This is a genomic window from Thermoanaerobacter wiegelii Rt8.B1 (assembly GCF_000147695.2).
GTDB classification, from domain to species: domain Bacteria; phylum Bacillota; class Thermoanaerobacteria; order Thermoanaerobacterales; family Thermoanaerobacteraceae; genus Thermoanaerobacter; species Thermoanaerobacter ethanolicus.
In genome coordinates this window covers 918662-943791 of record NC_015958.1, presented here as the reverse complement: position 1 = coordinate 943791, position 25130 = coordinate 918662, and the positions used below count along the sequence as shown (strand labels likewise).

Genomic DNA, 25130 nt, shown 5'->3' with positions numbered 1-25130 from the left:
AAATTTTAGTCGGAAACAAAGTCGTTTCCGACTAAAACCAATTAAAACATTTACTTGCTTTCTGCAGCTTTCTTAGCTTCTTCTATCATGTTGTGGTATTTATCAAGAGTAGGTTTAATAGGTTTGTCTTCAAAGATTATCTCTCTTAACGCTCCATTTATAGCCTTATCTACATCAGCCCAGTATACAAGGTTTGGCCTTGGTTCTGCGTGTTTTAACGCTTCATTTATAGCTTCAAAATATGGTTTTTGCCATTCTTCAACCTTTCCATAAGCGTCGCTTCTCATGGATGGCCATCCTAATTTAGTGACAAGCTTCTCTTGAACTTCTTTGCTCATAAGGTATTCCATAAATTTTATAGCCATCTCTTTATTAGGTGCACCAGTTGGTATTCCTATAACTTCTCCTCCTAAAACGTGGGACTCTTTAACCGGACCTGCCCAACCTTGATATGCCAAAATGTTCTTTTTACCATACTGCTCTACAAGAACGTTTGCAGTGTAAGGCCAATTTTCAACCAAATATACACTATCTTTTGCGAGATATTCTACAGGTGTATTCCAGTCAGCTTTCTTTGAGTCAGGAGAGAGGTATGGTTGTAATTCTTTCAAGAATGTAAATGCTTTTACTGAACCTTCATCATTCAATACTGTTGGGTCACCACCAGCAGACCTTATAAGGTCGAACATTTGAACTGTGCTGTCAGGCCCTAAATTTTCTTTAATTATAACTCTGCCTATGCCCTCTTTTTCTTTAAAAGTCTTTGCAACCTGCAAAAGCTCATCCCAATTTGTAGGAAGTTTTAAACCGTATTCGTTGAATTTATCTTCGTTGTAGAAAGCTATTTCTACATTTGGTCTATACGGCATAAAGTACAACTTTCCATCAAACTCTCCTACTGGCACAAGACTTGGTATTACTTCCTTTGGTATCATGTCTCTATACTGAGACAAATCTTCCACAAGCCCTTTTGCCACAAGCGGAGCAAGTTGCATGTTATCTTGAGTTATAATATCTATATCCATCGCATTTGCTTTGTGCATAGCATCTAACTTTTTAATAAGGTCTCCTGCTTCAATTTGAAGAGGCTCAATTTTTACACCATACTTTTGCTCAAATGGGGGGAAAATATCTTCCTTCATCACTTTCCATTCTGCTTCTCCAAGTCCCATTGAAACTTTCAAGACTTTTTTCCTCGCATCTGACACATTTTTACTTCCGCATCCTGCGATAAAGGTACCCAAAAGGGAGAGAATCACTAATACTGCTATTACCTTAGCATAAAACTTCCTCATAACTTCAGAAAACCTCCTTAAAATTTAATTTTTTATATATACAGTATCCGAAAAATTCGGATACGTATAGCTAACTTTTAACAGCCCCTGCAAGATAACCACTCTTCATGTACTTTTGTAAGAAGAATGTCACAAGCATTACAGGGATTGTGAGTATTGCCGCATATGTGGCAGAATCAAAAATTCCTCCTCTTTGAACATAATAGTAAGTTTGAAGAGGCAAAGTCCTGTCTGAAATAGTCAAGTAAAGAGCATAAGTAAATTCATTCCAGGAATTCAGCCACACAAATATAGCAGTAACAGCTATACCAGGAAGTGCAATTGGCATTATAATCCTCATCAATGCCGTCAATTTACTTGTTCCATCAACCAATGCAGCTTCTTCTAAGTCCTTTGGTATTGTCTCAAAAGTTCCAACCAATATCCATGCTGCAAAAGGTAAATTTACAATAAGGTGTGCCATAACTAATCCTAAATAAGTGTCCATTAAATTTAATTTTATAAACTCAACTGCTATCGGAAGAGCAATACCTACATCAGGAAACATCCTTGTAAAAAACAGTGATAATACTACTGCGTATTTTACTTTCGATGGCATCCTCGCTATAACATAAGCCGCTGGAGCAGCTATTATAATTGCGATGATAGTAGTCATTGTTGCCACTACAAAACTTTTCTTAAAAGGAGGCCATATATTTCCTGAAAGAAATACGTCTTTCCAATGGTCCAAAGTAAAGCGAGTGATGAAAAAGTCTGGATGAGGCTTTAATATATCACTTGGCACTGCAAAAGAAGTTATAAAAAGTATATATACTGGTATAATCATCAATATTGCCGCTATTATAGCTATTGGAATATACGCTGTATTTGAAATCTTTTCACTAATATCTATTTTTCTCATCATTGTTCCTCCTTAGTACCAGCTATTTTTAAGTAGCTCACTATAAATACTGCTATTATTAGGAGCAATATTGTAGATGCTGCCGCAGATGTATAAGCATTTGCATAATTATTATACTCGTCATACGCAAAAGTAGAAATAACAGGAGTAGCACGGCCTGCAAGAACAAGTACAAGTTCAAATATTCTAAAAGCATCTATCGCTCTTAATATCAAGGCCATCGTTATAGAGGGCTTTAAAAGTGGCAATGTCACATATTTAAAAGTTTGCCACGCAGTTGCCCCGTCAATATTGGAAGCTTCATAAACTTCATCTGGTATACTTTCAAGACCAGCCAAAAGCAATAGTATGACCAGTGGGGTAACTTTCCACATATCAGCTACAGAAACCATAAGCAATGTCTTAAAACCACCGCTCGCCCAATCTACAGGAAGCTTAATTAAGTGTAATTTTTCCAAAAGTTCATTAAAATAACCATTTAATCCGAAAATATATGTCATAGCGACACCTGATACAAGTGTAGGAACTCCCATAGGAACCAACATCAAAGACCTCAAAAGCCCTTTTCCTCTAAAATTCCTTTTTAAAATAAGCGCAATGACAAGGCCTGCAGTCATTTCCAAAGTAAGGCTTATAAATGTAAGAGCTATGGTATTGAAAAAAGCATTTTTAAATTCTGTTTTTCCTATAATCTCTTTATAATTTGCCAATGTGAATGCTTTAGTATACTGGTCTTGAAAACTTAAAGTAATAGTTTGAATAATAGGGTATACAGTAAAACCCAAAATATATAATAGTAATGGTAAAACCATGGCAATTTCAAGTTTGTATTTCTTTACGAAGTTTACATAAGCCATGCCATATTCTCCTTTCCTAAGCTTAAAATCTTCACTGCGCTTTTCATGCTTAAAAACTGTAAGCGCTTACAATTTAAAAAAATAAAACAAAATTTAATCTTTTAGAGATATACAAGAATTTCTTACCACAATTTTGTGTTTTAAAATTATTTGATAATCATCAATTTCTTCCCCATTTAACATTTTTATAAGCATTCTAGCTGCAACAGCCCCTATTTCATACATAGGCTGTGATACAGTAGTGAGAGAAGGCCTTGTTGCTTCTGACAAGTCAATATTATCAAAACCCATTACTGATACATCTTCAGGACAGGAAAGCCCGCTGTCAAACACCGCATTTATTGCTCCCATTGCCATAATATCACTTATCGCAAAAATAGCAGTAGGTCTCATTTCGCCTTTTAGCATTTCCATCGCCGCATTATATCCGCCTTTATACTTAAAATTTGCTTCTTTAATAAATTTATCATAAATTGGTAAGCCATTATCAATAAGAGCTTGCTTATACCCTTTTAGCCTGTCTACGCTATCTATTGTCTCTTTCATGTCATCAAGAGGGCCATGAATAATTCCAATCCTCTTGTGGCCTAATGATATTAAATAATTCACTGCATCATAAGCCGCTTTAAAATTATCAATCCCTACATAAGACACATCAAACTTTGTTGTTCTTCCTGCAAGTACCACCTTTATATTGTCATTTTTAAAGACTTCATAATGCTCTTCAGAAAAATAGTCACAGTGAAATATTATTCCATCAACCCACCGATTTTTTAGCATTTCTATATATTGAAATTCTTTTTCTCTTTTATTGTCTGCATTGCACAAAGTAATATTGTATTTATAAATATTGCAGACATCTTCAATACCTCTTACTACTTCTGCATAGTAAGGGTTTGATATATCAGGCACAATTAGCCCTATAGTGTTTGTCTTCTTCATCGCCAGGCTTCTGGCTGGCATACTGGGTTTGTATCCCAGCTCTTCTGCAGCTTTTAAAACTTTTTGCCTTGCTTTTTCACTTACTAAAGGGCTATTATTAAAAACTCTCGAAACAGTTGCAATAGAAACACCTGCTAATTTTGCCACATCGTCTATTGTCGCCATTTTGACACCCTTTTCTTAATTTACTGTAACCGCTTACAGTTACATTATATTACGATTCTTTTAAAAATGCAAGAGTTTTTTATAAAAAATATTCCCCTATAAATTGCAATATTAAATGCAACACTTAATGAAAATCATGTAGATATAGGATTTGGGACAAATCATATATAACCTTAAGCCCATCTTAGTTAACAAATTGAGCGAAGGTCGTGATTTGTCAAGGGTTTAAGTCAGGCGAAGCCTGCCCCTTGACAAATCACGAGCGAGCTCTATACTTTATAAGAGATGGGCTTAACAGATTTTTGCCAGTTCCTCATAAAAGCATTCTTTAGGTGTTTTATAATTTAACAATTTTCGTGGAAGGTTATTAAGCCAATTTTCTACTCTCTTTATCGTATCTATAGATAAATCTTTAATACTTTTTCCTTTAGGGATAAAACGTCGTATAAGACCATTATGTCGTTCATTCGTAGCTCTTTCCCAAGATGAATATGGATGTGTATAATATACTTCTACCCCATATTCCAAAAGAGTACTTTCTAAATCACTAAACTCTGTACCATTATCAGATGTTATGGTTTTAAATACTTTGTTTAAATTATCACCAAATATATCTTTTAATTTTGATAGTGCATCTTTAACAGATTTGCTGTCTTTTGCATCTAAAAGAAGTATTATTTCATGGCGAGTCTTACGCTCTGTTAATGTCAAAAGGACCTTGTCATTAGACTTCTTGCCAATTAACGTATCTATTTCCCAATGTCCAAAAACTTCACGGCTTTCAACTTCTTTAGGCCTAAAATCAATACTTTTACCCATAATACGTTTATTTTTACGGTTTTGCTTCTTCCTTGGTTTTAAACGTAGTTTTAAAGGTAAATCAATGTTTTTAACTTTTAATAATCCTCTATCTATATAGTTGTAGAGTGTTTTAGTACAAACAATGGTTTTATTATTCCAGCTTGGGTCCTTCTTACAATAACCTACAACTGCATCCGGCGACCATTTTTCATGTAATATTTTATTTTCAGCATATTTCAAAAAATCTTCTGCTTTAGCTGCTTTAAATTTAGCTCCACAATTTGAACGATTTTTTTCGTAGACAGCCTGACCAGTTTCAGGGAAATAGCTTGTATAAGAAGACAAATCACTTCTAAGTTGTGTAGTAGTTCCACGTTTAATTTCACGGCTTATGGTACTTGGAGATCGATTAAGTTTTTTAGCAATATACCGAATACTCCTTCCTTCCTTGAGTAATGCATAGATTTCTCCTCGTTCATAGCTACTTAAGTGTTTAAAAGAACGCTTTTTTGTGGTACAATTATTATGAACCATAGTGAAAATCCTCCTTGTATGATGTTGATTTGACACCTATATCATACATGATTTTCACTATGGTTTCTATTTTTTTATCTGTTGCATTTAATTATACAACTAACCAAAAAATATTCCCCAAAACACAGGGGAATATTTCCACACTACAGCAATTCTAATATTTTATCTGCTTCACTTAAATCCTTTAAAATTAAGTCTGCTTCTTTTACTGTTTCAGGATTGCCCACTCCTACTGCAAACATTCCTGCTTTTTTTATTGCAGTAATTCCCGCAGCCGAATCTTCTATTCCAATGCACTTCGCCGGGGGAATCCCAAGATGCTTCGCTGCATTTAAAAATATCTCAGGGTCAGGCTTCCCGCGCTTTATTTCGTTTGCATCTACTATATAGTCAAATTTATCTCTTATTTTTAAATTTTCAACTACAGTAAAAGCATTTTTGCTGACAGATGCAATTGCTATTTTAATACCTCGTTTTTTAAGCTCTTCAATGAATCTCTCCACTCCCGGCAATAAATCTTCAGGCGTAATCTTTTTTATCATCTCTTTATAATACTCATTCTTTTTATTTGCATAATATTCTTTTTCTTCTTGAGAATATTTTTTATCACTTTTCTCTAAAATTATCTCTAAAGATTGTAGGCGGCTTACACCTTTTAACCTCTCATTGATAACTTCATCAAAATATATCCCTAACTCATCAGCAAGTTTTTTCCATGCTAAATAGTGATACCTTGCAGTATCTGTAATAACACCATCTAAATCAAAAATTACTCCACGATATCTTGCCATTTTATTCCTCCTTCGTAACGTTTATTTTAATCCCGTTGTAGATATTCCTTTTACAAAATATCTCTGGAATATTAAGAATATTAATATAGTCGGTAATGTCAAAAGTATAGCTCCTGCCATTACCTGATTCCAAAATTGATAGTATTGGCCGTAAAAGGAATTAAGTCCTACCGGCAGTGTATACATATCATCACTGGATGTCAAGAGACTAGGCCACAAGAAACTATTCCAATTGCCAGTAAACATAAAAATGAATTGAGTTGCAAGAGCAGGTTTAGACAAAGGCAAAACTATTTTAAAGAAAATCCCAAATCGTGACAAACCGTCAATTGTAGCTGCTTCTTCTAACTCTTTGGGAAGAGATAAGAAAAATTGCCTCATTAAAAATATTCCAAAATTGCTGGTCAAAAACGGAATTGTAAGACCCATGTAAGTGTTTACCCAGCCTAATTTGCTGAGAAGGATATAAGTTGGCACCATCACTACCTGTCCTGGTACCATCATGAGAGCAAGCACAACCATAAACAATAAATTTCTTCCAGGAAAATTTATTCTTGCAAGTGCATACCCTGCCATAGAATTAAACAGTATATTGCCAAACGTTACTATAGCTGCAACTATAGCGCTATTTATAAACCACCTTAAAAAAGGAAATTTTGTAATTATCATTTTATAGTTATCTAAAGTTAAATGTTTTATATTTACAGCAAAAGTATTTAATTCACTGGTGGGTTTTAGAGATGTTATTATAGACCATATAAAAGGACCAAGTGTAATTACTGCATATCCTACTACAACGATATAAAATAAAAGCCGCAACACCTTTTTCATCTATTGCCACCTCCTAATAGGTTTCTTCTTTGAAAAGCTTTCGCTGTATAAGAGTCAATATCAAGATTATTACAAATAATGCAAAAGCCATAGCTGAAGCGTAACCCATGTTAAAATCTCTAAAGCCTGTCCTATATATATCCAGCACGACTGTCATTGTAGCATCAAGAGGCCCACCAGTCCCTTGCGATACTACATAGGCTTGGTCAAAAACCTGAAAAGTACCAATTAATGACATTACTAGATTAAAAAACACTATTGGCCTCAACATTGGAAGGGTAATTTTGAAAAACCTTTGAAATTTATTAGCTCCATCTACTTCCGCCGCCTCGTACAATTCTGATGGTATATCCTGTAGCCCGGCAAGAAAAATCACCATGTAATTACCTACAGAAGACCATATCGCCATCATCATGATAGAAGGAAGCGCAAACCTTACATCATTAAACCAAGCAGGTCCTTGTATGCCAAATTTAGCTAACAAAGCATTAACTAAACCATCTGCTTTAAATAGATATAAAAATATTACAGAAACTGCAACTGTGGATGTAACAGTTGGTATATAATAGGCAACTCTAAAAAATGTTTTACCTTTAATATTCGAATTTACAATTAATGCTAGTATTAAGGCAATAATTAGCTGTGTTGGCACTACTCCTAAAGAATAAAGTGTTGTATTTAAAAGAGCCCTTTTAAATGTCGGGTCGCTAAATAACTTTATATAATTTGCAAATCCAACCCATCGGCTTGCTTCAGGATTTAAAAAAGAAAATTCTTTAAAACTTATAATAAAAGCATAAATTAATGGTCCTATCAAAAAAATAGATATTGAAGCAATAAAAGGTAACACAAAAGCATACCCTGACAAAGCTTCGTATAAATACCTCTTTTTCATAGTCATTTTAGCTTCCATAAATACATCCTTCCCTTCAACCTTAAAAAATCATAATTGCAGCACCTTATTTTAGTAAGGTGCTGCTTGTTTAAATTATTGTCCAACTTCCTTTTGTGCATTGTCAAGAGCTTGTTGAGCACTACTTATTTGGTTCATTATTAATGCTTCACAGGCTTTATTAGCCGCATCTACTACCTTTGTGCCATACAAGCCAAACTGCCATGGTACTGCATAGGAAGCACCATCTACAAAGGCAGCTCTTTCAGGATATTTCTCCTTAAATCCTTCTTGCATAGACTTTCTCGATGGAAGTGCAAGGCCTGAATCTACTACAAATTGCTGTCCTTCTTTACCGGTTAAAAATTCAATAAGCTTAAATGCTTCATCTTTATGTTGGCTGTTTTTATTCATCACATATGCAACAGTGAAAGCCATTGTAGATTTTTGCTTTCCTGCTGGAAGCTCTACTATACCATAGTTTAAATCAGGAGCTTTTTCTTTGAGGAATGGTATCATCCAGCCACCTTCTATTGCCATTGCAGCTTTTTTAGCAGCAAAAGCATCTCCATTCCAGCCTTCTCCCATGTTTTGTGGTGTGTCAGCAACTTTGTCTTTTGTAATGAGGCCTACATAAAAATCAAGAGCTTGTGCATTCTCTGGCAGATTTAAAGTAACTTTTCCATCTTGATATACTGAACCGCCATTTTGATTTATAAAAGCATCAAATCTTGCAAGGTCTGCTGATAAAACCAAACCTTTGACACCGTCTTTTGTCAACTTTTTAGCTACATCTCTTAATTCCTCCCATGTTTTTGGAGGCTCATTTATTCCAGCCGCTTTAAACATGTCTTTGTTGTAAAACAAAGCTAGAGTATTGAAATCCTTTGGCAAACCATAAGTTTTTCCTTCCCACTGAAAAGCGGAAAGCAAAGCAGGTTCGAAATCATTTACATCCACATTGTATTTCTTAATATAATCATCTAATGGCTCTAAAACTCCTGAAGACATAAGCTGTGGTGCAGGCATGCTGTCAAGATAGAATATGTCTGGTGCTGTATTTGACGCCAGTTCTGTTTGTAATTTTTGCATGTAATCTCCCACAATTGTCTCAATTTGCACATCTATATTTGGATATTTTTCTTTAAACTTAGCTATTTGGTCATCCACTATCTTCTTTTCTGCTGGAGATGAAGACCACATACCTAATTTTATAGTAACTGGTTTCACCGTCTCTTGTTTTTGTGTATTTGTCTCATTGGCACTGGAGGTATTATTTTTACTGGATGAACAACCAGCTAAAACAGTAGCTAATACAAAGATCGTCAAAACAAAGATGCTTAAAAGTTTTTTACTCATTACCACTTTCCCCTTTCATAATTTTATAGTAAAATATCTGATTGAGGACTTAAAATTTTACTTCAACTTCACTTATCCCCCCTTAAAACTTAATCAATTTATTTTAAGGTATAGCAGGTTACCACCTGCCTGTACCTTTTTGACTATTGTAACGTAATCTCTTTCCCTTTTACCTTTACTTTTATATTTCCTTTTCCTTCTAATTTTTTTACTGACACATCCTCTTTTGTAACAATTACCTCAATTAAATTGCCTTTCCAGAATACTTTATAGGAAAGTTTGTCCCATTTTTCTGGTAGCCACGGATTTATATTTAATATCTCTTCTTTGTCAATTTCCATTCCGCCAAATCCAAAAACAGCTACTTGCCATGTACCACCAGCAGATGCAGCATGCAAACCTTCTTTAGTGTTACCCTGATTGTCCACAAGGTCAACGTTGGCACTTCTCATAAAAGATTGGTACGCGTTTTTGTGGTCCCCAACTTTTAAACCCATAATGGCATACATACTTGGACCTAAAGAAGACTTGTGCATAGTCCGCTTTTCATAATATTCGTAATTGATTCTTTTCGTCTCTTCGTCAAATTCCTCACCTAACAAAAGCATTAACATAACAACGTCAGCCTGTTTAATAAGCTGTGTATCACCTAACTTTGTTATATCAACACCTTCAGGCCATATAGGCATATTGTTTTCATCAAATTTATCAATGACATAATCTTTTTTATCAAAATAGCCTTCAAATTGTTCAATGAGCTTTTTGCTTTTCTCATAAGGTATATATATTTTTTCTTCAACTTTTTTCCACTTTTCTATTTCCTCGTTTGTCAAACATATCTTGTTTGATATAGCATGATAATGTTCGTGGTATTTTTCTTTTAACATATTGATTAGTTCAAGTCCCTTTTTAATATTCCATTTTGCAAGGTAATTAGTATAAGCATTATTATTAACATGTTCATGAAATTCGTCAGGACCTATGACATTGTTTATTTCATACCTGTCTAATTCTTTTACATATTCACATCTAGATACCCAAAACCTTGCAGTCTCAAAAATGATTTCTGCACCATAATTCAACATAAACTCAATATCCTCTGTCGCTCTAAAATACTCCCACACTGCAAAAGCTATATCAGCAGTTATATGATGCTCTAAATCTCCTGTCCATATCCTTACAGGATTTCCTTTGTAATCAAATCCCCATTTAGGTGTCTCTTCCTCTCCTGTGTCTGCAGATTCCCAAGGATATTGTGCTCCTTTATATCCATTTAAAGTCGCATTTTTTCTTGCTGCATCAAGCATATTGTACCTGTACATCAAAAGTGTTCTAGCTGCCTGCGGATACACATATATGAAAAAGGGAAGCATAAATATCTCAGTATCCCAAAATACATGGCCTTTGTATCCCTCACCATGAAGAGCTTTCGCAGCAATACTTACCAGGGGGTCATTTTCATTGACAGAACTCATGAGATGAAAAATATTAAAACGCAAAGCTTTATCTGCTTCTTCATCCCCTTCAATATTTATATCTGCAACAGACCATAGTTCTTCATATACCTCAATATGTCTCTGCAACTCTTTGTCAATACCTTCTCCAGCAAAAGCAAAGAGTTCTTTTTCCACCGTCGTCTTTAACAGGTCTTTTCTTACATCTCTTGAGGTATAAGTTATTACAAATTTGTCAATTACTACTGTTTTGTTCTCTGTACCGTCAAACTCAAAGTACTCAATACTTCTCTCACCTAAAGGCAAAAACCTTTTAAATTTAGCTACGTTATTTTTTTCTTCATCTTCATGATGATATATCCTCACTGTACTACCTGTTGCTATGCGGGTATCATCGTCAACAGTTGCTGTTTCAAGATAAACTCCATTTTTACTTAGACTACTATTGTTAGCCACTTTCAAATGCTTTACTCTATACTTTGGGCTATCTGCTGAATTTAAAACAGTCCCATCAATAATGCTCTCTATACCTACAACACCACTGTAATTTACAGGTGTTACAAATAGCTTAATTGCAGAACGATGAAGGTTGCTACGGCTTATAAACCTGTATCCCTCAATTCGAGTAATTCTATCTTTGCTGTCTTTTATCAACATACTCCTAAATAGAATACCTTTTTTCATATCAAGAATTCTTTTAAATTCTATCAACTGGCATTTATCCAAACTTAATTCTTCACCTTCAACATACAACTTTATTCTCAACCAATTTTGAGCATTTACTATTTCTCTAACCTGCGCATCTGACTTGTCAAAAATTCCTGCAATAAAATTTCCCGACCTTTCTCCCTCGCTTCCTTCCTCAAAAGTACCTCTTACGCCCATGTAACCATTTGTAAGTGTAAAAAGGGTCTCATATCGAGGATTTACCTCTGTATTATACTCATTTTGGAAAATAAGCCATTTGTCATCACTTATTAAATTGTTTACATCCTCTAAAAACATGTGCTTTACCACTTATATACCTCCTGATTCCTGCTAAAAATTTTATCCGAAACGTTTTGGATACTTTTTAAAAAAATTATATCTTTCTAGCTGAATCTCTAATTACAAGCTTATGAGGTATTAATATATGTTGAGGCTTTTCCCCTTTTATAATAGATAAAAGATGTTTTGCTGCATTATATCCCATCTTAAAAGTATCTTGTCTTATAGTAGTAAGTCCAGGAGTAATAAGAGATGCAAGTTCAATATCGTCAAAACCTACAATAGAGATGTCATCAGGCACTTTCATTCCTAAGTCTTTTGCTGCTTTGAAAGACCCTATTGCCATCAAATCAGAAGCATGAAATACAGCAGTTATTTCCGGATGTTCAAAAACCAACGTCTTAAAAGAATTATATCCACCTTCTTGAGTAAAATCATCAAAAACTACATATTCCTCTTTGTAAGGTATATTATTTTTTTCAAGAGCTTTTTTATAACCTTCTAACCTTTCAAAACTTACAGCCGCATCATCATGCCCATTTATAAATCCAATATTTCTATGTCCCAACTTTATAAGATAGCTTGTAGCTTCAAAAGCCGCCTGAACATTATCCGAACTTACATATCCCACTTTATCAGTCAGTATTGGTATATCAATCAGAACAGTGGGAATTTGTGTTTTCTTTATTTCTTTAATGTAAGGATCACTCAATCTTAAGCCTTCTACAATAGCCCCTTCCACTTTTCTGTCATTGCAAAGCTTCTCATAGGAAGTGGCATCTTGGCTTTCCGGGTCTACAGTAAAAAGTATAAGGTCGTATTTATCTTTCTTTAATCCTGCTTTTATACCTGCAAGCACTTCGAGGAAGAAAGGATGGTACGCCCCCGGTTTTATTAACTCAGAAACAACCAATCCAACCGTATGGGTTTTATTTGTGACAAGTCCTCTTGCAAGAGAATTTGGAGTATAATTTAATTGCTCTGCTATTTTTTTAATTCTTTCACGGGTTTCCTCGCTTACATCCGGATATCCGTTTAAAGCTCTTGAAACCGTTGTAACAGATACACCCGCATATTTCGCTATATCCTTTATTGTAACCGCCATTTACTATCCACCTTTTCCAAAACGTTTTGGTTGTTCAATTTCATTTTATCAAAAACCTTTTCACCTGTCAACAGATTTTTTCTTTCCGTAAGGACACACTTCCATACAAATACCACATACATAGCCTCTTCCAATGTGTTTAAAATTTTTATTCATGTATTCGCTACAAGCTCTCGCATCAACTATTTCTTCTCTCGGCATCCCCTCTTTCCATAGAGTACCATAAAGTGCCATAGCAGGACAGGCATCTACACATAATTTACAGCTGCCACATTTACTTTCAGTAATAGGGGTTCCTGTTTCAAAAGGCATGTTAGTAAGAACAGTCCCCAACCTTACCCTGGGACCATATTTTTCAGTCACAAAAAGGCCATTCTTTCCTATCCAACCAAGCCCTGCTCTTGTAGCGGCAGTTTTATGTGGAAAAAGTCCTCTGTATTCTCCCAAATCAGCAATCGATTGAGACGCAGGAACAGCTAATGCTTTATAGCCCCATTCTTCAAGAAGAAGAACCGTCTTTAAGGTTATCTGGTCAATTAGCGTATTTACAGAACGGTAATGGTGATAATAAGTGTGAGTAGGCTTATCTGTTATTTCATCCACTATTCTATCCGCTAATTTTATTACAACTGTAATGGCATACGGAATATCTGAAAGAGTATCGGGAAGGATACCTGTAAGATTTGAAAAACCTACTAAAGACGCTCCCCATTCCTTTATTTTTTGCTCTAAAATTTTTTGTTTCTCCATCTCTACCAACCCTTTTAATAAAATTTTTGCATATAAATATTTTAGCACAACAAAATATATTTTTTAAAATTTTTCAAAGTATATTTTTTATCCACCTACACAAATTAAGTATGAGAAAGAGTAAGGAGGGATTTAAATGGCAAGAGGTAGTTGGAATGATCGTCCAAAAATGGTACCAGAGGCTCACAAAGCCCTTGATAATATGAAATACGAAATCGCATCAGAGCTTGGCCTTCCAGTTAGACAAGGTTCTGAAGATTATTGGGGATATATAAGTAGCCGAGATTGCGGCAAAGTAGGAGGACAAATGTTAAGACGAATGGTTCATTTTGCTGAATCTGCCATGGCAAGGGGCATCAGTATATATGGTTCTACTCCTGCACAGGGCGGTCCACAAGGTGCTGCAGGAAGTGAATCAGAATACATGCAAAAATAGAAGGACAAAAAGAGAGTATTTCGTATACTCTCTTTTATTATTGTATATTTTGTGATAGAATTAACTTAAACATACCACATATAGTAATAATGCGAGGTGGTAACTTGGCTTACGAAATACAAGAATTAGCAGAAAACAAGTTAATTATACTATACATCTTAAACAGAATAAATATGCCTATTACAGACGAGCAAATAAGCAAAATTATCTTAGATAACAAACTTATGAACTATTTCTATTTAAGACAATACCTTGACGAGTTAATAGAAACTGGTTTCATAAAATTAGAAGAAGAAAAATATTTTATTACAGAAGAAGGTATAAACATTTTAAAATTATTTTTCACAAGAATTCCCTTTGAAACACGGCAAAAAATAGACGAATACATCCTTTTAAACAAAGAAAAAATAAAACAGGAATCTCAATATATAGCCACTTATTACAAAAAAGACGAAAATCAATATATAGCTAATTGTAAAGTCGTAGAAAATGATATAGTTTTGATTGAGCTAAATATAAATGTAGTAAACAGCGAGCAGGCAAAACTTATCTGCGATAATTGGAAACAAAAATCTCAAGACGTATATGCATACATAATAAAAGTCCTCACGGGTCAATAACAAGGCCTTGGGGCTCTTTTCTTGTTTCAATAAACTTTACTACCCTCATTTCATCAATATCAATTATATTCACTTTGTTTTCTTCTGCAGAAGAAACATAAGCATATTTATCTAAAATACATAAATACCCAGGTGCATATCCACAATAAACTTCTTTTTTCTGTTTTGTAAATAAATCTATTTTGCACAGCGTATTAGAGCAAGAATTAAGCACATACAAAAAGTTTTCCTTTTTCCGTACCATTGTAGGAACTTTTCCTACTCCTATTTCCCCAGTTACTTTCAAACTTTGCAGGTTTATCATGGAAATTTTTCCATTTATCCCCGTTTCAAAATAACTGTTTATTACATACAAACAGTCCCAATCTTCAGAGAAAGTCATTCCTATAGGCCTTGCCCCTGTCACAATAAAATCTACAATCCTATAACTATAAGGGTCGATTAATAAAATTTCATCAGAATTCATATTGCTCACAAAAATCAAATCATACTTTTCATTGTAAATTATGTCCTGGGGGAAACTTCCCACTTTAACTTGCCCTATCACTTTTTTCTCTTCAATATCAAAAATACTTATAGAGTCTGAGTCTCCATTAACCACTAATATATAATCTCCATGCATAATGCCATTATTAGGATAATTACCTACATACAAAGAAATTTCTGAAGTAAAATCTTCTAGGTTTATTATACTAATTGAATTATCATAAGCATTTAAAGAATACAGTTTCTGTCTTTCTTTATCTAAAATTAATCGATGAGGACCACATAAATATTTAGAATAGACATTTAAGGGCAGATGTTTATTGTTATATGAATTAATCTTTGCAAAATCTCTGTAATTTGTCTCCAAATTAACTCGCTCAATAATATCTTCTCCCATATTAGCAATGTAAATGTACAAAATACATCCCCCCACATATTAGCATAATTCCATAATATGCAGGAGGATATATTTGAGAAACCAATAGCTCCATAAAAAATCGCTCACTTAAATCGTGAGCGTCTTTCAATATTTTCACAAATTTACCACCAAAGTGGCCCTGTATCATACCTGCGACCACTTGTTTTTTTAGACTGTTGATAAGTCTTAAAGCCCTTGATTTTACTGCAATGGTCGGGGCAACAGGATTTGAACCTGCGACCTCACGGTCCCGAACCGCGCGCGCTACCGCTGCGCCATGCCCCGACACACTATTCATTTTATCATACTCCTTTTCTTTTTTCAATAAACAAAATAAAGTTATGTCCCTTAAAACTCAAAATTATTAATTTATTTTTCAAAAAACCTTTATTAGTGGCAAATTCTCCGAGAAATTCGGCCATAAAATGAATTTTTAAATTTTATAATTGCAATTGACAGATAAATGAATTGAGTATATAATAAAATTATAAAATTTGAAAGGGCGATTGATATGACGTATTTGGAGTTAGAATTTATGCGCTCTTCAAAACCAGTAAATGCACCAATTAGAACGTTGAAGAAATGTAATGCAATTACATGTATCCATAATTGCAACGGTTTTTGTGTAACCTATAAAGATTTTAAGTGCGATTTTCAAGAAGAAATTAAAATACCTGAACAATAAATCAGGCGGTCGAAAGACCGCTTTTATCATACGTCTATTATTTTCTCCATTAATTCATTCAGGTTATATTTGACTTTTTGTTCTTTAGCAATCCTTAAGAGTCTCAAATATTCTTGTCTTGCAAAATCGTACTTTAGCCTTGCTAACTTTATCTTAAGGTAGTTGTCATTTTCCAGCATTTCTAAATTTCTTTCTGCTTCTTTCATCGCCTTTAGTGCTTTATCTATCTCCCGTAACAACGCAGTCCCTGTCATTTCCATAACAACCACCTTCTCATTACGGCCTTTACACCTTACATTATATTAAAACTATGTCTTAATTATTACCTTTTTAAGCATAGACCTCACATAACCAATCATGTACAATGAACCACAAAAAAGTACCATATCCTCTTCCTTAGCTATATCCAGGGCGTATTTTACCGCTTCTTCAATATTTTCAATCGCAATCACTTTTTCTTTTTCTATCCGCTCTGCAAGTTCACTTGCCTTATAAGCTCTTTCACTTATTGGGGTGGTTGTTATTATCATATTTGCCTCTGGCACAATTATATCCAACATCTTCTGTGTATCTTTGTCTTTAAGCATTCCAATTACTAAAATCAATTTATCATATTTAAATAATTTTAGAGACTCTTTCAAAACAGTCATTCCTTGAGGATTGTGAGCACCGTCTATTACTACGTAGGGTTTTTTTCTCATTACTTCCAATCTTCCAGGCCATTTTGCCCTGTAAAGCCCTTCCCTTATATCTTTTTCTGTGATTTCGTATCCATACATTTTTAATTTTTCTACGCTCTCAATCGCCAAAGCAGCATTGTAAATCTGATGTTCTCCCAATAAAGTAATTTTTAAGTCCTTGTATTTTTTGTAGTCAAAAATCTGAAAATCAGGGTTTTGTTCTTTTATAATTACGTTACTTTTTTCAAGTACAGTCAAATAAGCATTTCTTACCTCACATGCTTCTATGATGACTTTCAATGCTTCTGGCTGTTGATAAAAACTTACCACCACTCCATTTCGCTTGATAATGCCTGCCTTTTCATATGCAATCTCTCCTAAAGTATGTCCCAATCTGTCTGTATGGTCATAATCAATAGTGGTTATAACAGAAACTAATGAAAAATCAATAGCATTTGTTGCGTCAAATCTACCTCCAAGTCCTACCTCTAAAACTACAAAATCCACTTTTTCATCATAAAAATATTTAAAAGCAATTGCAGTTACCACTTCAAATTCCGTCGGATGATTGTATCCTTCCTCCACCATACGAGATATTATAGGCTTTATATATTCAACATAATAAATCAACTTTTCCTTGGAAATATTTTCTCCATTTATTCTCATTCTCTCTTCAAATTCTTCGAGGTAGGGAGAAGTATATAAAGCTACTTTGTATCCAGCCTGCTGCAAAATGTTGCTTATAAAAGCTGATGTAGAGCCTTTTCCATTTGTACCAGCAACGTGGATAATTTTAAGGTTTTTTTGAGGATTCCCCATATAATTTAATAATCTTCTTATATTTTCTAATCCCAACTTTATGCCAAATTTGTATGTACCATGTATGTAGCTAATTGCTTCTTCATAGTTCATTTAAGCCCATCTCCCATATAAACGGATTTTACAAAAACAATCCCATCAAAACCTCATCTACGTATTCATCACCAATTTTAAACTGTTTTTTTCTTCTACCCTCTTCTTCAAAACCAAATTTCTTATAAAGGTGTATTGCTACTTCATTGGTACTAAAAACACTGAGGCAAAGTTTTTCATAGCCTTTGCTTTTTGCCCAATTAATAGCTTCCGTAAACAACTTTGTTCCGATTCCTATATTCCTAAATCGAGCGTCTATACTTATACCTATTTCTCCTACATGTTGTACTTTAGGAGACCTTCCTCCATAATAACGAAAGAGAGTAAGGCAGCCTACGATTTCACCACCGTAGTCTGCCACTAGGATCAAATCTTTGTTGCGGTCTAAATTTTTAATAAGCTGTTTTTCTTCCTCCTCAGACCAATTAAATGTCTCTGACACCATATACAATTTTTCTCTTCCAACACTGTTTAAAAGCTTTATTATCCCCCTCGCATCTTTTATCTTGGCCTCTCTTATAACCAGTTGAGACTCTTTTTTGGGCCTTTTAAACAAAGATAACATACAAATCCCCCTAGAGGCTAACTCTTTAATAACTTAAGTCTTTCCTCTATGTTTTTAAGCATCGTAGTATATTTTTCTAATTTCTCTCTTTCCGCACTGACTACTTTTTCTGGCGCTTTTTTGACGAAATTTTCATTATTTAAAAGCCCTTGTGCTCTTTCAATTTCGCTTATCACTTTTTGTCTTTCTTCATTAAGCCTCTTTATCTCTTCTTCTAAGTCTATTAAATCTTCAAGTGGAAGTACCACCAATCCTCCTTCTATTGCTCCACTCAAAGCTTTATGAGGAATTTTACTTTTATCTGTTTCAATTACAACTTCGCTAGCACCTGCAAGTTTCATTATATAATTTGCACCCACTTCAAACATCTTTACATAATTTTCATTTTCAACAGTCACAATAACTTTTGCTTTTTTAGAAGGGGAAACATTTGCTTCTGCTCTTAAATTTCTAATGGTCCTAATAGCTTCCATTATAATCTCAGCATTTTTCGCTTCTTCAGTGAAATCCAGTTCTTCTTTGTATTTCGGCCATTCAGCAATCATTATGCTCTCGCCCTCATGAGGTAAATTCTGCCATATTTCTTCAGTTATAAAAGGCATAAAGGGGTGCAAAAGCCTCAAAGTATTATCAAGCACATATCTTAAAACAGACTTTGTAACCTTTTTAGCTTCAAGGTTATCACTGTATAGCACAGGTTTGCTAAGTTCTATATACCAATCGCAAAATTCGCTCCACACAAAGTCATAAAGTTTTGTCGCAGCTATTCCTAACTCAAATTTTTCTAAATTCTCTGTCACTTCTTTTACTATATTGTTATACCTTGTCAAAATCCACTTATCAGCAATAGTTAACCCCTCTGTATAAAGATTAGTATCATTATCAGTTAAATTCAGCAACACATATCTTGAAGCGTTCCACAATTTATTTGCAAAGTTTCTGCTGAGTTCAACTTTATCTTGACTAAACCTCATATCGTTTCCTGGAGCATTTCCTATGACTAATGTAAACCTTAAAGTGTCTGCTCCATACTTTTCAATAACCTCTAACGGGTCTATTCCATTGCCAAGAGATTTGCTCATTTTTCTACCTTGAGCATCCCTGACTAAACCATGTATCAAAACATGCTTAAATGGCACTTCTTTCATGAATTCCAAACTCATAAAAATCATTCTTGCAACCCAGAAGAAAATTATGTCATATCCCGTAACAAGTACATCTGTCGGATAGAAATATCTTAAATCTTCTGTTTCTTCTGGCCAACCCATAGTAGAGAAAGGCCAAAGTGCAGAACTAAACCAAGTATCTAATACATCTTCGTCTTGATGTATGTTGGTACTTCCACAAGCTTCACATTTTTCCGGGTCTTTACGCGATACAGTTATATGACCACAGTCATCACAATACCAGGCAGGAATTCTGTGTCCCCACCATAATTGCCTTGAAATACACCAATCCTTTATGTTTTCTAACCAATTAATGTATATTTTTTCAAACCGTTCTGGCACAAATTTAATTTTTCCTTCTTTTACAACTTCTAAAGCAGGTTTAGCTAAAGGCTCCATCTTTACAAACCACTGCTTGGAAAGTAGAGGTTCAACTACCGTATCGCACCTGTAACAATGTCCCACATTGTGAACGTGGTCTTCAACTTTTAGAAGTAGTCCGAGATTTTTGAGGTCTTCTACTATCTTTTCTCTCGCCTCATACCTATCAAGACCTTTATATTTTCCTCCATTTTCATTGATTATCGCATTCTCATTCATTATGTTGATAAATGGAAGATTGTGTCTTGTCCCCATCTCAAAGTCATTTGGGTCGTGAGCAGGCGTCACTTTAACAGCACCAGTTCCAAATGAAGGATCAACGTAGCTGTCAGCAATTACAGGTATCTCCCTTCCTACAAGTGGCAGTATCAAAGTCTTACCTACCACATCCTTATACCTTTCATCATCAGGATTTACAGCAACTGCTACATCCCCCAGCATCGTCTCTGGCCTTGTAGTAGCTATAACTACATATCCATCTTCCCCTTTTATGGGATATTTGATGTACCACAAATGCCCTTTTTGCTCTTTATGTTCCACTTCCGCATCAGATAAAGCAGTATTGCAGTCTGGGCACCAATTTATTATCCTGTCACCTCTGTATATGAGCCCTTTTTCATAGAGTGAAACAAAAACTTCTCTTACCGCCCTTGAACATACTTCATCCATAGTAAAGCGTGTCCTTGTCCAATCACAAGAAGAACCCAACTTTTTTAATTGGCTTAAAATACGGTTTTCGTATTTGTCCTTCCAGGCCCATGCCCTTTTCAAAAACTCTTCTCTTCCTATTTCTTTCTTTGTGAACCCCGTTTCTTCTCTTATCGTGTCTAAAACTTTTATCTCCGTCGCAATGCTGGCATGGTCTGAGCCAGGTATCCACAAAGCTGCATAACCCTGCATTCTTTTCCATCTTATCAATATGTCCTGCAAAGTATTATCAAGTGCATGTCCCATATGTAATTGCCCTGTTATGTTTGGAGGCGGTATAACAATGGTAAATGGCTGTTTTTCAGGGTCTATTTTAGGAGTAAAATATCCTTTTTCCATCCAAAAAGCATAAATTCTATCTTCAAATTCCTTTGGATTATAGGTTTTAGCTATCTCTTTCATGCCTTACACTCCCTTCGTAAAATTTTAAAACCCTTTCACCCACAAAGGGCGAAAGGGCATTTCGCGGTACCACCTTTATTTATCACTCAAGCTATAACGGGCAGACCCGTTTAAACCTACTCAACTTCGGTTTACAGGCTCCAGAGCTACCTTCAGTGTACCTTTGGCGGGAATCCTTTCAGCCCATGGGATATCCCTCTCTTTAGCCAGTATACACTTACTCCTCTCTTTCATAGCCTCATATTCTATTTGATATATAATATATATAAAATCTCACCAATTGTCAACAGTTAAGTTGTTTTAAAGCAAACAATCAGATTAAATTTGCATAAATATGATATAATGATAATAAGAAGATGTTTTAAATCGAGGTGTAAAAAATGTTAAAATTTCATGTTAAGGCAATTACGATGGACGTAGAAGGAAATTTCTCCGTCCTATTGACAGATGAAGAGGAAAAGAAAGTTTTACCTATAGTTATAGGTCCACTGGAAGCTCAAAACATAGCTATCCCTCTTCAGGGAATTACACCGCCTCGCCCTTTAACCCCCGACCTTTTAAAATCTGTTATCGAAGAACTTGGAGGAAAACCTGAAAAAGTTGTAATTACTGATTTAAAAGATGACACTTATTATGCAGAGCTTTATATAAAACAAGGGGATAGAGTTATAAAATTAGACTCAAGACCCAGTGATGCGATAGCTTTGGCAATGCGAACTGATATACCAATTTTCATAAATATTCGTTTAGCGGAATTCACTTATGATATGGCAGATTTAAAATTTGATGATAGAGATAGTTAAAATTCTACTGGCCCTCTTAAAAATTTAAGAGGGCTACTTTTTTAAAGAATTGTTAACCATTATGTAAAAATAGTTGACAATTCTTTTTTAAAAAAATATAATAATTGTTGTAATAATACAATGAGGAGGAAAAATATGATAAAAACTAAAGACATGATTTTAGCTTCTCTTTTTGCTGCTATTACTTTTATAATGGGTTTTGTAAAAATCCCCTTACCTTTTTCTCCAGTACCTATCACAGGACAGACTTTTGCAGTAATGTTAGCTGGAGGGCTTTTAAATCCTACATCAGCATTTTTGAGCCTTTTTATTTTTGACCTTTTAGGTGCAATTGGAATACCTGTCTTTTCTGGACTTACAGGAGGTTTAAATGTTTTAGTAGGACCTACAGGAGGATATATTTTAAGTTGGCCCTTTGCAGCTTTTTTAATTTCTTTGACTTTAAAAAATAAAAAAGCAAATTTTATTAATATTTTTATAAGCTATCTCTTATTTGCAATAATTTTTGTTTATATTTTAGGAGTAACTCAGCTCTCTTTTGTTACAGGAATACCATTTAAAAAAGCCATTTTAGCCGGGGCACTTCCTTTTATACCTGGCGACTTAATCAAAGCATTTATCGCTTCCTATCTCACTTTAAAATTAAAACCTGTTATAAAATCTAATGAAAAAAGGCAAGGTTGAACCCTTGCCTTTTTTCATTACTGCTGAACAGTTGGTCCAAAGTTTCCTCTATAGCCTGCTCCTTTATGCGCTCCTTTAGCACCAAAACCTGCTCCCAAGCCTACACCTGTATTGCCATTGCTATTTTTTCCAAGTCCAAGACCTAAACCTACACCTGAACCTTTACCATATTGACAGGTTCCATCCCATGAATTTATCTTGTCTTCAATGGTTTTTTTGATTGTGTCAGCCCTATCCTGAGTTATTTTACCATCTTTAACTAATTGGTCTATAAACCCTTCTTTTTGCTCAATTAAAGCTTTTTTCAGATTGTCAAGTGTTATGCCATTTTCTTCTGCAATCTGAACTATTGTTTTCCCTGATTGAAGTTCACTTAAAATTTCATCTGCTGTCTTACCAGTCAGTTTTGCAAGAAAATCTGCATTTCTACTCATTCCGTATCTTGGTGCTGTCGTAGAATATTGAGGTGGCGTTGAAGAACTAGCTGTATTGCCAGTTGTGGCTGCATAAGCAGCTATTCCACTTAAAAGCATACCTCCTGTAAGTACTACTGCTACTACCTTTTTGAGATTCATTTAAAACCACACTCCTTTTTTGATTTTTGTTTTTTGTTTTTTATTTGTTACACTTATATAATAACCTTTTAGTTTGAGGTAACCATATTGAATTTGTGAAGGATGTGTGAAAATTCGTTTAAATTAATATGAGTATTGGCAATCTATAAAGTTTTGACAATATAAAAAAGAGATGGCTTCCCACCACCTCTTCTAACAATCAAATATTAAATTCATCAAATCGAATTATTGTAGCTTTGTGGAACACTATTCTGTTGATTATTTTCATTTTGCCATTTACCTTTAAAATCTCCTCTTTTTCCTTCAAAATGTTTGAAAAATCCTTGAGGCAATCCGTTTTGTTCCATATTTTTTACCATTGTATCAATTCTATTTTTAATCGTATTTCCTTGGTCCTGAGTAATAACTCCAAAGCTTACAAATTTATCAACTAATTGTTTTTGCAATTGTGCCATTTGTTTGTAATAATTAATTAATTCATCCTTTTGCTGGTCTGTCAATTTAGATGGATCAACACCTCTCAAAATAAACCCTAATCCATCGTTGCCACCAAACATAGCATAGCCTTTTTTATCAGCATTAGCTATTGCATTATCTATCGCACTTGTGATTTTGTTTGCTTGGTCTTGAGTCAATAATCCTTCAGATACCAATTTGTTTACTATATCCTTCTGAAGTGACGCCATTTGTTTGTATATTTCTGTCAAAGCTGCTTTTTGTTGTTCTGTAAGCTTTGAAGTATCAATTGGGCCTATTCCAAAATATCCTTTGTCAAATCCTCTTCCGCCACCAATGAAGAAGGGAACATTGTCTTGATTTGCTTTAGAAACTTTGCTATCAATGTTTTTAATTATATTATCTGCTTGTTGTTGAGTTATAAGCCCTTCTGATAAGAGTTTGTTTATAAACTCTTTTTCAAGGTCGGCTATTTTTTTGTTGTAATCTGTAATTATTTGCTCTTGCTCTGGTGTAAGCTTTGATGTGTCAATTCCAAAAAAGCCTTTTATGCTGTTTGTCAGTGGTGAATCAGTATTTGCTGCAAAAACTGTCAAAGGAATTGCTAAAGCCAATACAACTGCTAAAACTATTAACCATTTGTTTCTCTTCATATATGGATACCTCCTTTTAAGTTTTTCCTTTTCATTCTTTATGATACCCAAATAGTTTGACGTAATTTTATATAATTTGTGAGGAAAGTGTGAAGTTTAATTTTAAATGTTGTAAACTGAGTAAAAAATAATTAAACTAAAGATGGGAGGTGTTTTTTATGCAAAAAGTTTTAGTAATTGAAGACGAAGAAGGAATGAGAGATATTTTAAAAACTTATTTAGAAAATAATGGATATGAAGTATTGGTAGCTGAAAATGGCAAAGCAGGGCTTGAATATTTTAATAATAATAATAAAGATATAAGCATAATCCTTTTAGATATAATGCTTCCAGATATAAGTGGTTGGAGCCTTTTAAAAACAATTAGAGAAAAGTCAAAAGTGCCTGTAATGATGATAACAGCAAGAGGAGAAGAGTATGATAAACTTTTAGGGTTTGAATTAGGAGCAGATGATTACGTTGTAAAACCTTTTAGCCCTAAAGAAGTAATCGCTCGCGTTAAAGCAATTTTGTCAAGAACTTATGGAGCTTCAGAAGAAGATGGGAAAACAGAATATGAAGGAATTTCTATAAATGTAAGTTCTAGAGAAGTCACAGTTGATGGAGAAAAAATTGACCTTACGCCAAAAGAATTTGACCTTTTAAAACTCTTAATAGATAATAAAGGAAAAGTTGTATCCCGCGAAAAGTGCCTTAATGAAGTATGGGGATATGATTTTTATGGAGATTTAAGAACCGTAGACACCCATATAAAACAGTTGAGAGAAAAATTAGGAGAAAAGCGCAAGCTCATAAAAACAGTTTGGGGAATAGGTTACAAATTGGATGGTGAATAA

At 34.4% G+C, this 25130-nt stretch carries 24 protein-coding genes, 1 tRNA gene and 1 other annotated feature; of the genes, 5 read left to right on the top strand and 20 right to left on the bottom strand.

The genetic code is table 11. The features are described 5' to 3' along the window. Window positions 1-50 precede the first annotated feature (50 nt). From THEWI_RS04470 to THEWI_RS04415, 12 genes are all read right to left on the bottom strand, one after another. Complete coding sequence (locus THEWI_RS04470; RefSeq protein ID WP_014062611.1) at window positions 51-1295, bottom strand: ABC transporter substrate-binding protein; 1245 nt, start codon at window positions 1293-1295, stop codon at window positions 51-53. Window positions 1296-1365: 70 nt separating this feature from the next. Then, a complete protein-coding gene (locus THEWI_RS04465) occupies window positions 1366-2196 on the bottom strand; it encodes a carbohydrate ABC transporter permease (protein WP_014062610.1) in 831 nt (276 codons plus the stop codon). Next, entirely contained in the window at window positions 2196-3053 is an 858-nt protein-coding gene (locus THEWI_RS04460; RefSeq protein ID WP_003870321.1) for a carbohydrate ABC transporter permease, read from the bottom strand. Before THEWI_RS04460 ends, THEWI_RS04465 begins: the two co-directional genes overlap by 1 nt. A gap of 93 nt (window positions 3054-3146) precedes the next feature. Further along, complete coding sequence (locus THEWI_RS04455; RefSeq protein ID WP_014062609.1) at window positions 3147-4160, bottom strand: LacI family DNA-binding transcriptional regulator; 1014 nt, start codon at window positions 4158-4160, stop codon at window positions 3147-3149. Between the two features lie 291 nt (window positions 4161-4451). Continuing rightward, the gene (locus tag THEWI_RS04450; RefSeq protein ID WP_014062608.1) at window positions 4452-5495 is read right to left on the bottom strand and encodes an IS30 family transposase; all 1044 of its coding nucleotides are present in this window, start codon (window positions 5493-5495) and stop codon (window positions 4452-4454) included. Window positions 5496-5638: 143 nt separating this feature from the next. After that, window positions 5639-6286: a beta-phosphoglucomutase gene (pgmB, locus tag THEWI_RS04445; RefSeq protein WP_014062607.1), complete on the bottom strand. Its 648-nt coding sequence runs from the start codon at window positions 6284-6286 to the stop codon at window positions 5639-5641. A gap of 21 nt (window positions 6287-6307) precedes the next feature. Next, entirely contained in the window at window positions 6308-7117 is an 810-nt protein-coding gene (locus THEWI_RS04440; RefSeq protein WP_003870324.1) for a carbohydrate ABC transporter permease, read from the bottom strand. Between the two features lie 13 nt (window positions 7118-7130). Further along, window positions 7131-8030, bottom strand: a complete 900-nt coding sequence (locus THEWI_RS04435) for a carbohydrate ABC transporter permease (RefSeq protein ID WP_003870325.1) — start codon at window positions 8028-8030, stop codon at window positions 7131-7133. A gap of 75 nt (window positions 8031-8105) precedes the next feature. Then, entirely contained in the window at window positions 8106-9368 is a 1263-nt protein-coding gene (locus tag THEWI_RS04430; RefSeq protein ID WP_014062606.1) for an ABC transporter substrate-binding protein, read from the bottom strand. A 143-nt stretch (window positions 9369-9511) separates the two neighbouring features. Next, on the bottom strand, window positions 9512-11839 hold the full coding sequence (locus tag THEWI_RS04425; RefSeq protein ID WP_014062605.1) for a kojibiose phosphorylase: 2328 nt from the start codon (window positions 11837-11839) through the stop codon (window positions 9512-9514). 64 nt (window positions 11840-11903) lie between these two features. Next, a complete protein-coding gene (locus THEWI_RS04420) occupies window positions 11904-12914 on the bottom strand; it encodes a LacI family DNA-binding transcriptional regulator (RefSeq protein ID WP_014062604.1) in 1011 nt (336 codons plus the stop codon). Window positions 12915-12974: 60 nt separating this feature from the next. Continuing rightward, window positions 12975-13664, bottom strand: coding sequence for a 4Fe-4S double cluster binding domain-containing protein (locus tag THEWI_RS04415; RefSeq protein WP_014062603.1), 690 nt, complete (start codon window positions 13662-13664; stop codon window positions 12975-12977). A 136-nt stretch (window positions 13665-13800) separates the two neighbouring features. Here THEWI_RS04415 and THEWI_RS04410 point away from each other — a divergent pair, with 136 nt between their 5' ends. Together THEWI_RS04410 and THEWI_RS04405 are read left to right on the top strand one after the other, a co-directional pair. Then, the gene (locus THEWI_RS04410) at window positions 13801-14100 is read left to right on the top strand and encodes an alpha/beta-type small acid-soluble spore protein (RefSeq protein ID WP_014062602.1); all 300 of its coding nucleotides are present in this window, start codon (window positions 13801-13803) and stop codon (window positions 14098-14100) included. A 104-nt stretch (window positions 14101-14204) separates the two neighbouring features. Further along, a complete protein-coding gene (locus THEWI_RS04405) occupies window positions 14205-14720 on the top strand; it encodes a DUF4364 family protein (protein WP_003867000.1) in 516 nt (171 codons plus the stop codon). Here THEWI_RS04405 and THEWI_RS04400 read toward each other — a convergent pair. The 6 genes from THEWI_RS04400 to THEWI_RS04370 all read right to left on the bottom strand — a co-directional run bounded on the left by THEWI_RS04400 (window position 14707) and on the right by THEWI_RS04370 (window position 21123). Next, on the bottom strand, window positions 14707-15624 hold the full coding sequence (locus tag THEWI_RS04400) for a YncE family protein (protein ID WP_014062601.1): 918 nt from the start codon (window positions 15622-15624) through the stop codon (window positions 14707-14709). The genes THEWI_RS04405 and THEWI_RS04400 overlap by 14 nt on opposite strands. Before the next feature lie 210 nt (window positions 15625-15834). Further along, window positions 15835-15909: transfer RNA gene (locus tag THEWI_RS04390), tRNA-Pro, on the bottom strand. Window positions 15910-16335: 426 nt separating this feature from the next. Continuing rightward, entirely contained in the window at window positions 16336-16569 is a 234-nt protein-coding gene (locus tag THEWI_RS04385) for a hypothetical protein (RefSeq protein ID WP_014062599.1), read from the bottom strand. Between the two features lie 48 nt (window positions 16570-16617). After that, entirely contained in the window at window positions 16618-17901 is a 1284-nt protein-coding gene (locus THEWI_RS04380; protein WP_014062598.1) for a bifunctional folylpolyglutamate synthase/dihydrofolate synthase, read from the bottom strand. A gap of 28 nt (window positions 17902-17929) precedes the next feature. Beyond that, complete coding sequence (locus THEWI_RS04375; protein WP_004397131.1) at window positions 17930-18466, bottom strand: GNAT family N-acetyltransferase; 537 nt, start codon at window positions 18464-18466, stop codon at window positions 17930-17932. Between the two features lie 17 nt (window positions 18467-18483). Then, window positions 18484-21123, bottom strand: a complete 2640-nt coding sequence (locus THEWI_RS04370; protein WP_014062597.1) for a valine--tRNA ligase — start codon at window positions 21121-21123, stop codon at window positions 18484-18486. A 41-nt stretch (window positions 21124-21164) separates the two neighbouring features. After that, window positions 21165-21366 (bottom strand) — a binding site (T-box leader). Window positions 21367-21503: 137 nt separating this feature from the next. On the opposite strand from THEWI_RS04370, the gene THEWI_RS04365 reads away from it, so the two are divergent. Both THEWI_RS04365 and THEWI_RS04360 read left to right on the top strand, forming a co-directional pair. Further along, window positions 21504-21926 carry a bifunctional nuclease family protein gene (locus tag THEWI_RS04365; protein ID WP_003870885.1) on the top strand — a complete coding sequence of 141 codons (423 nt, stop codon included), beginning with the start codon at window positions 21504-21506 and terminating at the stop codon, window positions 21924-21926. Between the two features lie 135 nt (window positions 21927-22061). Beyond that, window positions 22062-22610 (top strand): biotin transporter BioY, encoded by a 549-nt coding sequence (locus tag THEWI_RS04360; protein ID WP_003870886.1) that lies wholly within the window; start codon window positions 22062-22064, stop codon window positions 22608-22610. A 17-nt stretch (window positions 22611-22627) separates the two neighbouring features. On the opposite strand, the gene THEWI_RS04355 is transcribed toward THEWI_RS04360, so the two are convergent. Then, entirely contained in the window at window positions 22628-23185 is a 558-nt protein-coding gene (locus THEWI_RS04355; RefSeq protein WP_014062596.1) for a DUF2680 domain-containing protein, read from the bottom strand. A gap of 215 nt (window positions 23186-23400) precedes the next feature. Then, on the bottom strand, window positions 23401-24294 hold the full coding sequence (locus THEWI_RS04350; protein WP_014062595.1) for a YckD family protein: 894 nt from the start codon (window positions 24292-24294) through the stop codon (window positions 23401-23403). A 158-nt stretch (window positions 24295-24452) separates the two neighbouring features. On the opposite strand from THEWI_RS04350, the gene THEWI_RS04345 reads away from it, so the two are divergent. Beyond that, window positions 24453-25130 (top strand): response regulator transcription factor, encoded by a 678-nt coding sequence (locus THEWI_RS04345; RefSeq protein WP_014062594.1) that lies wholly within the window; start codon window positions 24453-24455, stop codon window positions 25128-25130.